This window comes from Niallia sp. Sow4_A1 (assembly GCF_052116745.1).
GTDB lineage: Bacteria > Bacillota > Bacilli > Bacillales > Cytobacillaceae > Niallia > Niallia hominis.
On the sequence record NZ_JBQKKM010000021.1, the window covers coordinates 68,065 to 80,525 of the forward strand.

Below are 12,461 nucleotides of genomic sequence, written 5' to 3' on the forward strand. Positions count from 1 at the left end.
TAGGTAGAGATGGTAACGATATTAATCATGGAAGACGATATGGCCATTCATTCACTTATAAAAGAGGCGTTGGAATTGAATGGTTTTAAAACACTCAGTGCATATTCAGGGACTGAAGGGAAATTACTATTCGAACAAGCGCAAATGGATTTAATCTTATTAGATTTAATGCTTCCAGGAATGAATGGAGAAGAATTCCTTCAACAAATTCGGCATAATACAAACATTCCTGTAATAGTGATTTCAGCTAAAAATGATCAAGATACGAAGCTGGAGCTTTTGACAAGTGGAGCGGATGATTATATGACAAAACCATTTGATGTGAAGGAGCTACTTGCAAGGATTCACATTCAGTTACGTCATGCAATCAAGGATTCTTGGGATAATAAGAAAGAAATTCAATACAAGAACATCAGCATTGATTTGGAAACACGTGAAGTAACACTAAATGATCAAGTTATTCACCTTACTGGACGTGAATATGCAATACTTTTACTTTTTTTAGAAAATCCTCAAAAGGTATTTAGCCGTGCCAATATTTATGAAAGTGTTTGGAATGAACCATACTTTGATAGTGATAAAACGATTAATATGCATATCAGTAATTTACGAAATAAGCTCAACTTAAGAGATACACATTATATTAAAACAATATGGGGCATAGGCTTCAAATTTGACTAACAAAGGAGGTGTGAATGTTATGTGGGGCTGGGTATTTTTCTTCCTAACATTGGCGCTTCTTTTTTATCTTTACTTTTTAAAAAGAGAACTGCGAAAGTTGAAACAGGACGTCCATAATCTTCCCGCTCGTGCTAGTTTTGGAAGTAGACTCTCTCTCGATTTCCGGGAAAAAACTTTGTTAGAGTTAGTAGATGAATTGAATCGAATGATTAATGTGTTTGAAGATAAGAATCGTCTAGCGAAACAAATGGAAGAAAATGTGAAATTATCAATAGCAGGACTCTCTCACGACTTACGGACACCGCTCACATCCATAAATGGTTATGTGCAACTTTTACATGCGACGAATGATGAGATGCGGAGGAAACACTATGTAGCGATTATCGAGCAGTCTGTAAAACGACTGATTGAAATGACGGAACAATTTTATGACCTAGCCCGTATTGAAACAAATCAAAAAGAAATAGTACTAACATCCATTTCTCTATCTCATTTAGTGGAAGAAATCTTTTTATCCTTTTATGAGCAATTGGAGGAGAAGAAAATTGAACTCCAATTTCCTGATGAAATAAAGGACAGAAAAATTATTACGGACAAGTTAATCGCGACACGTGTCCTTCATAATATCGTTCAAAATATACTTCGCTATGCCAAGAGTACAGCGGTTATTAGCTATAGCATGGAAAAAGATTTTCTGGTTTTACGCATCAAAAACGATATTAAACGAGATAGTAAAGTTGCAATAGAAAAAGTCTTTATGCGTTTCTATACAGAGGTCAGTAGTAGAACTAACACGGAAGCAAGTGGATTAGGTTTATATTTATCCAAAAAATTAGTTGAAAAGATGAATGGGAAAATGGAAGCGGAGCTACAAGATAATTGGTTTATTCTTAAAATGTATTTTCCTATTAATGGGATTGAAGAATAAAGGCAACAATCGATTTGTATCCTTGCATTGTCATTAGTTTTTATAGGGAAGACTCTCAATTCTTTGGGCGTTTTTTATAAAAATAAAATTCGTCAAGTAAAGAAGCAAAATCGATATTTGATAGTATATGTCAGATGGTGTCACTCAAGAATTTGGTTAATATCTGTAATTCCTCTTCTCATGCCGAGAAACAGGATTATCCCGTTTTAGATGAACTTAGGTAATCAATGTTACATCATTTTCACTATCTCGCCCTTATCCTCATCAATTGACCCTCTCCCCTTGAAACAAAATATGAGCATGTTACGATAAGAAATGTTCCAGAGTGAATGTGGAATGAAAATGAAAAAATAGGAGGATGTGGATGTTAAAAGGAAAGACAGTAGCATTTATAGGGGCAGGCTCGATGGCAGAGGCAATGATCGCTGGAGCTATTCAAGCTGAGAAACTTCCCTCCAACCAAATAATTGTAACCAATAATAGTAATAATAATCGTTTACAAGAATTAGCGAATAAATATGATGTAAGAACTGTTCAAAAAGAACAATTACCATACAGGGAGATTGACTTGTTTATTTTGGCGATGAAGCCGAAAGGAGCGAGAGAAGCATTTCAATCGTTAAAGGATAAGCTAAATCCAAATCAAGTAGTAATTTCTGTATTAGCTGGCATAACAACAACTTTCATGGAAGACCATTTACAGGAAGGGCAGCAAGTGATTCGTGTGATGCCAAATACTTCAAGTATGGTACAGCAATCGGCAACAGCTTTAACAAGTGGGCAACATACCAAACCAGAAAACATCGAAGCGGTAAAAGAGTTGCTGCAATGTTTAGGAAAAGTTTTTGTGATAGAAGAAGAGCAGATGGACCTCTTTACTGGAATTGCAGGAAGTGGACCAGCATACTTTTATTACTTGATGGAACATATGGAGTCTGTTGGTTTGCAATATGGGATGCCAAAAGAACTAATTAGAGAAATCGTGTCACAAACCGTTTATGGAGCAGCGAAAATGGTAATGGAAAAAGGAACATCACCTACTATCCTAAGAGAAAATGTAACTTCACCAAATGGAACAACCGCCTCTGGCTTGAAAGCTTTAGCTGATTATAAAGGCGGAGAGGCCATATCCCAAGCAATCAAACATGCAGCAAGTCGATCCCAAGAGATAAGCGTGGAGCTTGGTGGTGCAAAAATTAATTCTTAATGGAAAAATAGGAGGAAAAGAATGTTAACAGAGGATTGGCAAGAGCAAGATAAACAGATAAAAAGAGTTGTAATTAAGATCGGAAGCAGTTCCCTAACTAGCATGCATGGAGAAATAAGCCGCAAAAAACTCGAGAAATTAGTAGAGCAAATTGTGGAGCTGAAGGATGCTGGTTATGAAGTGGCTGTGGTTTCCTCAGGTGCGGTAGCTGCTGGGTATCGAAAGCTTGGGTGTATAAAGCGTCCGACCTCGCTTCCAGAAAAACAGGCGGCGGCTTCTATCGGTCAAGGACTATTAATGGAATCTTACTCAGAACTCTTTTTATCTCATGGATACGTTGCTTCCCAAATATTAATCACACGAGGTGATTTTACGGATGAGAAGCGATATACCAATATGAAAAATACGTTAAATGTATTGTTGAATAGAGGAATTATTCCAATCATTAATGAAAATGATACGGTTACAATTGATCGCTTGAAATTTGGGGACAATGATACACTTTCGGCTAAAGTAGCAGCTCTCATTCATGGGGACCAGCTCATTATCTTATCAGATGTAGATGGATTGTATACCGATAATCCGCATAGGAATCCACAAGCAAAGATGTTAGAAGAGGTTCAAACCATTACTTCTAAAATAGAGTCTTCAGCAGGCGGAGCAGATAGTGAAGTAGGAACAGGTGGAATGAAATCTAAAATTGCTGCAATGAAAATCGCATTAGCTTCTGGTATAGACGCTTTTTTAGGAAGAGCAGGAAAGCCTAATATTTTAATGGATGCGGTGAATGGTACAGCAAAAGGAACTTATTTTAGACAGAAGCAAAATGCCTATAACTTATGTGACGAACAACAGTGGATTGCTTTTCATTCTGGACCTGAAGGAAAAATTGTAGTAAGTACTACAGGGAAAGAAGAGATGATTGAGAAACATAAGGATTTACTTGCTGAGAATATAGTGAAGGTGGATGGACGTTTTGAACAAGGAGCCGTTGTGAGAATCGTAGATGAACATCAAGAGGAAATTGGATTAGGTAGAGTGAACTTTTCTTATTTAGAGCTAAAAGAAAAGGTAGAAAAGGAAAATATTGCAATTGAGCAATCAACCTTTGTTTATTCTCGTAACTATATAGCATCAGAAGTTGTATAAAAAGAGGAGGCAGATGAGTGACATCCATAGTGGAAGATTATCAAATCGTTGAAATGCAAGCAATCGCTGCGAAAAAGGCTGCGAAAAAAATAAGTATTCTAAACACAAATGAAAAAAATGAAGCACTAAATGTTGTTGCTGACGAATTAGTAAAGCAGCTAGCCTTTATTTTAGAAGCCAATGAAAAAGATTTACAAAATGGCAAAGCGAGTGGTTTTGAGAAGGCCTTTATGGATCGCTTGGCTCTGAATGAAAGTAGAATTAAGGATTTTGCCGAAGGGCTTCGTGTAGTGGCAGAATTACCAGATCCGGTAGGGGATGTTTTATCAAACTGGACGTTAGAAAATGGCCTAAGAGTTGAGACAATACGTGTTCCTCTTGGGGTTATAGGAATGATCTATGAAGCTCGTCCCAATGTTACAGTCGATGCGACGGGATTAGCGCTTAAGTCAGGAAATGCCATCATTTTAAAGGGAGGATCTTCCGCTATTCATTCTAATATGGCAATTGTTGAGGTTATGCATAAGGCCTTGGAGAAAACGGCTATTCCAAAAGAAGCAGTGCAATTTATTTCTTCAACAGATCGAAATGCTACAAAACAACTATTTACGATGAAAGAGCATATAGATGTACTTATTCCAAGGGGAGGCGGATCCCTTATTCAAACCGTAGTGGAAAATGCAACTGTTCCTGTACTAGAAACAGGTGTAGGAAATTGCCATCTTTATGTAGACAAAGAAGCCGATTTGAAAAAAGCACTCGACATTATCGTCAATGCGAAAACGGATCGACCTGCTGTATGTAATGCTGCTGAAACATTGATTATCCATCAAGAATTTCTAGCTAAATATAAATTGGATCTAGCTCAAACACTTGCAGCGAATGGTATTCTCATTCATGGGGATGAAATGGCTTGTAAGGAATTACCAGGCGTTGTTCCGGCTACAGAAAAGGATTGGGCTGAAGAGTATTTAAGCTTAGAGATTGCCGTAAAAATAGTGAATAGTCTAGATGAGGCAATAGAGCATATTGATAGGTATGGAACGAAGCATTCTGAAGCGATTATTACAGAGAATCAACATACGGCAAGGAAATTTATGCAGTTAACAGATGCGGCGGCCCTTTATCATAATGCATCCACCAGATTTACTGATGGAGGAGCGTTAGGATTTGGTGCAGAGATTGGAATTTCTACACAGAAACTTCATGCACGTGGACCGATGGGGCTACCTGCACTAACAACGGTAAAATATATGATGAGTGGAAATGGGCAAATAAGATAGGTAAATCTAGAAAGGGAGAGTTTTTTTGTCTATAATGTTTAGGGTTTTAATGATTATAAGGTGATTTATGCTTATATCAAAACCACATTAAGTAAAAGGCAAGCTCTAAGTGATATAGAACTAAAGCCTATTTTATATAAAGAAAACATAAACAAGGGATAGAACGTTTTCTTTGTATTTACTGGATGAAAAATGGTAAGAAAACACTCAAATAGCAACTATTCTTTCAATTGGATAGCAAAAGGCTTGTTGGGCTAGTATGGTCCCTTCCTGTTGGTTGAAAAATAACACCAAGAGGTGAAGTCAATTGGCAGTCATTACAAGCTTTGATATAAAAAAACGAGAAAAACAAATAAAATACGAAAGAGCCGTTCTTAAGGAAATATCTATTAAAGAGTTAAAAGAAAAGGTAGCTCGCTATTTTGGTTCGTCAAACTTGACTTCAAGTGTTTTAATGAATGAGGGAATAGAAGAGGCTTGTTATGATGTTGCGATAGAAGCCTTTCTGCTAGGAGCAAATTACAGTAAATTTAGTGAATATGGTGAAGATATTCAAGCTATAAAAAATAGATGCAAGGAAGAGGATAATCATTTAAAGCAAACACTTTACCACTTTCTACTTTATTGGGGAAGTGAGGAAAGCAATAAAAATGAATCACTTTACTACTTATGTGAACAATTCGTGGATGAATGGTGGTTAGAAGGAGTTCAGAAAGCAAATAAAAGAAGAAAGCTTAGGCTTCATTAAAGGTGGCAGTACTGCCACCTTTTATCTTATGGTGGATATTATTTTAAAAGTATTTTCAGATACTCTACAAAAAGCGTGGCTTGTTCTTTAAGATTTACATCTTTAGGTGGGAGTATAGCATAATCAAGTGCAAGTCCATCAGTAAAAGTAATAATGGATTGCGCGATAGTTTTACTATTAAAGTTTTGATTAAATTCTCCCTTTTTCTGTCCTGCTTTAATAATTTCTTCATAAAGCTTCAAGGCAAGCTCATATCTTTTTTTGGCGTATTCTCTTCTCCTAATATCATTCCTTCCTGTAACAAAAAACTCTAAAATACTCGGTGCTAAAGGATCGATTTCATTTTCTGATGCAGGACTTTCATCGATAATATAGGATAAAAGTAACTGCCAATAAGATTCTATTTCTGTGTGTAGTAGTTCTTCCAAATTTATTACTTCGGAAGATAGGTTTTCTGCTAAAATGGCTTCGAATAAGTCTTCTTTATTGGAGAAATATTGGTATAAACCACCTCTGCTAACACCGGCTTCCTCCATTACGTGTCTCATTGTCGTTTTTTCATATCCATGTTCAATAAAGACATTCTTAGCTGCTTTAAGGATATTAGCTCGTCGCTGTTCCAGATGCTTTTGACTGACTTTTGGAGTCAATTTTCTCCCCCCGATCTAATCTATTTCTAGTTACCCATCCAATAATAGCTGCCAAAATTAACAAGCATGCACTTACCAGAAATGTTATATAGACTCCTAAAATAGTGGATAGCCATCCTCCAAGCAATGGGCCGATAATAGTGGCAGTAGTCGTAACGCTATTAATGACACCAAAGACTCTTCCGGTAAGTTGCACAGGTGTAATGGCTTGAATGTATGCTTGGTAGGGAACTAAAACATACGTCGCAGTGAATCCACCAAGAAATCCGAATGCTGAACCCCATAGATTAGGATGACTAACGTTGAAATAAGTGAATAAAGACATCATACCAAAACTAATCCCAATTCCACAAACACCAAAAAGCATAGATATAAAAGGTTGATAATCTGTTTTTTTAGCAAGAATATAGCCAGATAAAAACATCCCTGTTCCAGACGCTGTTACAATATAGCCAAATAAATTACTGGAGGCTAGTTCAAGCTCTCTTATTAGAATGATGAGTTGTGAATCTGCCAGTTGTAAGATAAGGAGGCTCAGACCCAAAAAGATCATTCCTGTTAACATGAAAAGATTGGATGTAATGAATTTTATCCCTATCGCTAAATCTTTCCTAAAAGAAGGTTTAATCCCCTTTTTAATTTCAGTAGAGACAGTAGTTACTCGAGACTTTTCCTTTGGAAGGAATAGGAGTAACAATGCGGAGAAAAGAAAGGAGAAAGAATCGAGATAGAAAATGGTTTTTACCTCTAAGAATGAAACTAACATCCCACTTAATAATGGTCCTAATATTTTGGTGCCAGAATCAATCATTGTGGTAATGGAAATAGCACTTTTTATATGGTGATTGTCTACTAATTCTTTTAGTTTCCCGTTTTTTGAAGGGATAAAGATAGTGGATATGGTTCCAATTGCCAATAAGCAGATATAGACGGTGAGGATACTATCTGCGGTGGCCAATAATAAAATCAGTCCTGCTCGAATAAGGTCAGATAAAATCATTAATAGCTTGCGATTAAAACGATCAGCAAAAGCACCAGCTATAGGTCCAAGAAAGACCATGGGTAAGGCAAGACATAACATAATAAGAGATACTTCGATTGGAGTGGCATTCCATTTTAGTCCAACCATTGTCATAATAGCTATAATACTTAACCAATCACCTAAACCTGAAATAATCTGAGCTGCTATAAGGCTTTTAAATCCGTTCGTTTTTAATAATCCAGAAAGCATAAAAATTCCTCCTTTTTAAAGTGACATTGATGTCGTTTATATATGTATTATAACGACACCTATGTCGTTTAATCAATACCTATAATGAAAAATAGGTATTTTTTTGTAGATAATATGGTCGAAGTAATCTAGGAAGCAAGAGGACTTGCTGTTCTAAAATTTCTTGTTCCCCCATATAGTAAGAATAAGGACGGGCATAGGGGGAATGAGGGAGACTGTGAGTAAAAAGTGGAAGATAAGCATATATATCATGGGGTTAGCACTTCTTTTCTTTATATTACAATTCGATTTCTCAAATGATGATTCATGGGATGCCTGGAATTTACCATTGACCGGAAAAGTGATTGTTATCGATCCGGGACATGGAGGGCCAGATGGTGGTGCGGGAGATGACGAAGTATTGGAAAAGGATATCGCATTAAAGGTCTCTTTAAAGCTTCGTGATTATTTACAGGAGCAAGGTGCCTTAGTAATTATGACGAGAGAAGAAGATAAGGATTTAGCGAGTGAAAGTACAAAAGGATATCGTAATAGAAAAGTGGAGGATTTAAAGGAGAGAATCAATATCATCAATAAATCGGATGCAGATTTATTTTTGAGTGTTCATTTAAATGCAATACCCTCATCAAAATGGAGTGGAGCACAAACTTTTTATTCAGCTCAATTGGAAGGGAATGCTAGAGCGGCTAAATTCATTCAAGATGAGTTAATTGATAATTTAGAGAATACAACTCGAAAGGCTAAACCGCTAGAGAGTGTATACATACTAAAATATGCAGAGAAACAAGGAGTACTAGTAGAGGTAGGTTTCTTATCAAATCCACAAGAAAAGGCGAATCTTATGCAGGAAGATTATCAAGAAAAAATCGCAGCGTCCATCTATAAAGGAGTAAATCGTTATTTTACGAATGAAGAGGAATTGGAAGTAGAAGAATAGAGACTAATTACGTCTCTATTCTTATTTATGCCTATTAATTCATATTCCCGGGAAATAAATCTCTTTTTCCCGCTCTTAACGACTAGTACGGTGCTCACCACTTACTGTGATAAATGAGTAATGTAGGTGGGAAGTCGACTTAACGGAAAGTTTAAATGGTTCGTATTATTTTATTGAGCGTTAGAATTTTCAGAATGTAAACGATATCTGAATTTATGCTATACTGTTAGTAAAACAGGAGAGGGGATTGTGTCATGATAACAAAAGAAGAAATCGAGAAGATAGTGGAGAATATGATCGATCCTTTTTTACATAAATCATTGCTAGAATTAGGCGCAGTGAAAGATGTTAAATGGGATGAAGAAAAAGAACATGCAAGTTTAAAGGTCGCCGTTGCAAAGCTTGGTTCTGCTTATCAAATAGAGTTGCAAAATGAAATCGTTAGTGCGCTTAAGGAAAAGGGGATAAAAAGTGTAGGATTACGATTTGCGGAACTATCAAGCGCACTCGTTGCGGAAGTATGGAAGGAATCAGAAGCTACGGAGAAAAAGCCTACTTATATTGCTGTTGCCAGTGGCAAAGGGGGGGTAGGGAAATCTACCGTTTCTGTCAATTTAGCGGTTTCATTAGCTAGATTAGGGAAAAAAGTTGGATTGTTGGATGCGGATATATATGGTTTCAGTGTTCCAGATATGATGGGTATCACCAAAAGACCTGAAGTAATAAAGGAACGAATCATTCCAGTCGAGCGATTTGGGGTAAAAGTTATTTCTATGGGATTCTTTGTAGAGGATAATACACCAATTATATGGAGAGGTCCTATGCTTGGCAAAATGCTAACAAGCTTCTTAGAAGAAGTAGAGTGGGGAGAACTAGATTATCTATTATTAGATTTACCACCTGGAACAGGCGATGTTGCGCTAGATGTTCACACCATGCTTCCTACAAGTAAAGAAATAATCGTTACTACTCCCCATCCAACTGCAGCTTTTGTCGCAGCTCGTGCAGGTGCTATGGCCATGAAAACAAATCATGAAATCCTCGGAGTTATTGAAAATATGTCGTATTTTGAAAGTAGCCTAACAGGGGAAAAAGAGTATGTATTTGGCAAAGGTGGAGGTAAGAAATTAGCTAATGATTTGGAAGTTCCAATTTTAGGAGAGCTGCCATTAGGACAGCCCGATTGGAATGAAGAGGATTTTGCTCCATCTGTCTATCAAGAAAAACATCCTATTGGCGGAAAATATCAAGAAATCGCTGAACGAATAATAGGAGTGCTAGAGAAATCAGGGAATAAAGTTGAAAGCTGATTACAAAAAAGATTGAAAAAGGTACCTTCAAAAGGAACGTATATTCCTCGATGAAGGTACCTTATTTTAAATTTTATGTTTTTCGGAAATGAAGGAGGAAGAGGCTTCTTTGGCTGCTTTATCAAGCATTTCTTTAAACTTAGACTTAAATTCAGGTGTTTCCATTGTTTCTTGTAGTATTTGTTTGATATGCTCTCTGTATTCTGTACTTTTCAAAATGTTTTTCATTTCTGTTTCTAAGGAAGGGTCTTGTAATAACTCGACCATCATTTTCCGATATTCAGAATCCTTCATTAGATTTTTTATCAATTTTTCGTTTTCCGTCTTCATACTTTTTGCCATTGTTTCAGCAAACTCAGGATCTTGGAACTCTTTCTTCCAGAAGTCAGCCGCTTTTTCGGAAACCAGTGTTTTTTCTATCGTGCTTGTTACTGCTTTTTCATTCATTACTAAATTTTGTTTTATCTCTTCGTCATCCATTACTTCTCTTATCGCCTTTTTCCCATCATCCGTTTTCAAAATATCTACAACCATTTTCTTTGTTTGGTCATAGTCCATTTGTTGAGAACTTTCACTATCTGAACATCCACTTAATAAAGAAATGATTAGTAGGAGGGTAATCCCTTTTTTTAGCATGACAATTACCTCTTTCGTTAAAGATATCTATTAAGTAGAATGGATTCTTTTTTATTTTTTATTCCTAATGTAAAGGAAAAGATATTGGTATATGGAAAAAGAAAAAACTGTTTCTGTAAAAAAGTTACCCGAGTTTTTTGAGTAACTATCTAAAGTAAGTTAGTTACTGTAAATCGTTTAACTTTATAGAAACAGCTTAATGCGTTAATGTACTTCTTTTGACTTGGAGTCAGCATTAGAAATCATCTCTGAAACAGTAACAAATTCTAAATTCTTTTTTTGTAATTTCTTTATAATTTCAGGAAGAGCATTTGCGGTTTGCTTCGCTGAATCAGAAGCGTGCAATAATACGATATCTCCTTTTTTAGCAGATCCTGCCTTCTTAATAATTTGTGTTGTTCCAGGATTTGTCCAATCCTTTGAATCAATGCTCCAGTGAACTAAAGTATAATCGTATTGATCTGCAATGGTTAAAGCAGATTGATTAAAATGACCAGTTGGAGCGCGGGAGAGCGCGATATTATCGATCTTTAATTTTTCAAATGCAGTTTTGGCTTTCGATAAATCTTGCCTTATTTTTTCTTCTTTTACCTCTGAATAATCTACATAGTCATAGCCTAAAATTCCAATCTCATGACCTTCTTTTACCATTCTGTTTACTAGTTCAGGGTGTCTTTCTGCCCATGAACCTGCCAGGAAAAACGTTGCGTTAACTTTCTTTTCTTTCAAAATATCAAGAATAGGTTCTGCTTTTTTGTCTCCCCATCCAATGTTAAAGGTTAGGGCGACTCCCTTTTCTCCTTTATATACAGCCTTAGGTCCATCCTTGGAGGAAAACACAGGGATCTGGACAATATTTTCAACATACAAAAACCAGGCTGTAAAGAAGGATACTACAAGAATTAATGCGAATTGCTTTACGGATTTACTGTTCAGCACATAAAAGAAATTCATCTGTTTGTCACCTCGTCCACTTTACTGCTCGTCTCATTCTTATGTAGGAAAAGTAAAATTAATTACAAAAATTTTTATAAAAAAAGGAAAACTAGTACATAATACAGAGACTAAAATGAGGCTATGCATCAGGAGGGACAGTAATGATTGGTTTATTATTAAATAAAAAAGAAGTAAAAGAGATTGAATATCTAATTAAAAGGGAATTAGATGAAATACTACTGGATTTGGGAGATAAAAGAATTGATCTCTCTGTTAAAAAAGCAATGATAGAAAGATATAAGGATTTGTTTTCTTTGTTAAAAAGAGTTGCAGCCCCGAAGGATTGTTTAACTTATATCCTGTCGGAAAATAAGATGTTAGATGAAAAAATATAAAATTATAAAAAACAGTTGACGATTTTTATTTATCTTGGTATATTAGTAAACGTCACTTCGACAGAGTGGAAACAACGAAAAAATAAATTTTAAAAAGTTGTTGACTCCTGAAAGAGAATGTGTTAAATTAGTAAAGTCGCTTATTGAGCGGCTAAGTAAATTGCTCTTTGAAAACTGAACAAACAAACGTCAACAATAATCGTTTTATAACGAATGTTATAGAATGACAATAAGTAATAAAAAGCTAGAGTTTAGCATTTGAGCTAATCAACTCTTTATTGGAGAGTTTGATCCTGGCTCAGGACGAACGCTGGCGGCGTGCCTAATACATGCAAGTCGAGCGGACTTTAAAAGCTTGCTTTTAAAGTTA

13 protein-coding genes and 1 rRNA gene are annotated in these 12,461 nt (G+C 36.0%); 10 read left to right on the forward strand and 4 right to left on the reverse strand.

What is annotated here, in order from left to right; translation table 11 throughout:
• The first annotated feature begins 9 nt into the window (after positions 1–9).
• The 6 genes from ACTQ5K_RS13180 (at position 10) to ACTQ5K_RS13205 (ending at position 5,996) form a co-directional block, all read left to right on the forward strand.
• Positions 10–681, forward strand: coding sequence for a response regulator transcription factor (locus ACTQ5K_RS13180; protein ID WP_031539611.1), 672 nt, complete (start codon positions 10–12; stop codon positions 679–681).
• A 19-nt stretch (positions 682–700) separates the two neighbouring features.
• Positions 701–1,609, forward strand: coding sequence for a sensor histidine kinase (locus ACTQ5K_RS13185; protein ID WP_031539612.1), 909 nt, complete (start codon positions 701–703; stop codon positions 1,607–1,609).
• 364 nt (positions 1,610–1,973) lie between these two features.
• Positions 1,974–2,816, forward strand: a complete 843-nt coding sequence (gene proC, locus ACTQ5K_RS13190; RefSeq protein ID WP_031539614.1) for a pyrroline-5-carboxylate reductase — start codon at positions 1,974–1,976, stop codon at positions 2,814–2,816.
• Between the two features lie 21 nt (positions 2,817–2,837).
• Positions 2,838–3,965, forward strand: a complete 1,128-nt coding sequence (proB, locus tag ACTQ5K_RS13195) for a glutamate 5-kinase (protein WP_441132310.1) — start codon at positions 2,838–2,840, stop codon at positions 3,963–3,965.
• Positions 3,966–4,018: 53 nt separating this feature from the next.
• Entirely contained in the window at positions 4,019–5,248 is a 1,230-nt protein-coding gene (locus ACTQ5K_RS13200; protein WP_441132312.1) for a glutamate-5-semialdehyde dehydrogenase, read from the forward strand.
• A 307-nt stretch (positions 5,249–5,555) separates the two neighbouring features.
• The gene (locus ACTQ5K_RS13205; protein WP_031539622.1) at positions 5,556–5,996 is read left to right on the forward strand and encodes a DUF2521 family protein; all 441 of its coding nucleotides are present in this window, start codon (positions 5,556–5,558) and stop codon (positions 5,994–5,996) included.
• Positions 5,997–6,034: 38 nt separating this feature from the next.
• Here the strand turns inward: ACTQ5K_RS13205 and ACTQ5K_RS13210 are convergent, their stop codons facing one another.
• Together ACTQ5K_RS13210 and ACTQ5K_RS13215 are read right to left on the reverse strand one after the other, a co-directional pair.
• Entirely contained in the window at positions 6,035–6,646 is a 612-nt protein-coding gene (locus tag ACTQ5K_RS13210) for a TetR/AcrR family transcriptional regulator (RefSeq protein WP_031539625.1), read from the reverse strand.
• A complete protein-coding gene (locus ACTQ5K_RS13215; RefSeq protein ID WP_048717749.1) occupies positions 6,600–7,877 on the reverse strand; it encodes an MFS transporter in 1,278 nt (425 codons plus the stop codon). Before ACTQ5K_RS13215 ends, ACTQ5K_RS13210 begins: the two co-directional genes overlap by 47 nt.
• A gap of 217 nt (positions 7,878–8,094) precedes the next feature.
• On the opposite strand from ACTQ5K_RS13215, the gene cwlD reads away from it, so the two are divergent.
• Positions 8,095–8,814, forward strand: coding sequence for an N-acetylmuramoyl-L-alanine amidase CwlD (cwlD, locus tag ACTQ5K_RS13220; RefSeq protein ID WP_035416706.1), 720 nt, complete (start codon positions 8,095–8,097; stop codon positions 8,812–8,814).
• A gap of 254 nt (positions 8,815–9,068) precedes the next feature.
• The gene (locus ACTQ5K_RS13225; RefSeq protein WP_109769272.1) at positions 9,069–10,124 is read left to right on the forward strand and encodes an Mrp/NBP35 family ATP-binding protein; all 1,056 of its coding nucleotides are present in this window, start codon (positions 9,069–9,071) and stop codon (positions 10,122–10,124) included.
• Between the two features lie 66 nt (positions 10,125–10,190).
• Here ACTQ5K_RS13225 and gerD read toward each other — a convergent pair whose 3' ends face one another.
• Positions 10,191–10,760: a spore germination lipoprotein GerD gene (gene gerD, locus ACTQ5K_RS13230; protein WP_031539633.1), complete on the reverse strand. Its 570-nt coding sequence runs from the start codon at positions 10,758–10,760 to the stop codon at positions 10,191–10,193.
• A gap of 204 nt (positions 10,761–10,964) precedes the next feature.
• Complete coding sequence (pdaB, locus tag ACTQ5K_RS13235; RefSeq protein ID WP_031539636.1) at positions 10,965–11,714, reverse strand: polysaccharide deacetylase family sporulation protein PdaB; 750 nt, start codon at positions 11,712–11,714, stop codon at positions 10,965–10,967.
• Positions 11,715–11,857: 143 nt separating this feature from the next.
• Here pdaB and ACTQ5K_RS13240 point away from each other — a divergent pair, with 143 nt between their 5' ends.
• The gene (locus ACTQ5K_RS13240) at positions 11,858–12,091 is read left to right on the forward strand and encodes a hypothetical protein (RefSeq protein ID WP_109769273.1); all 234 of its coding nucleotides are present in this window, start codon (positions 11,858–11,860) and stop codon (positions 12,089–12,091) included.
• 275 nt (positions 12,092–12,366) lie between these two features.
• Positions 12,367–12,461 (forward strand): 16S ribosomal RNA (locus tag ACTQ5K_RS13245); the annotation flags it as partial.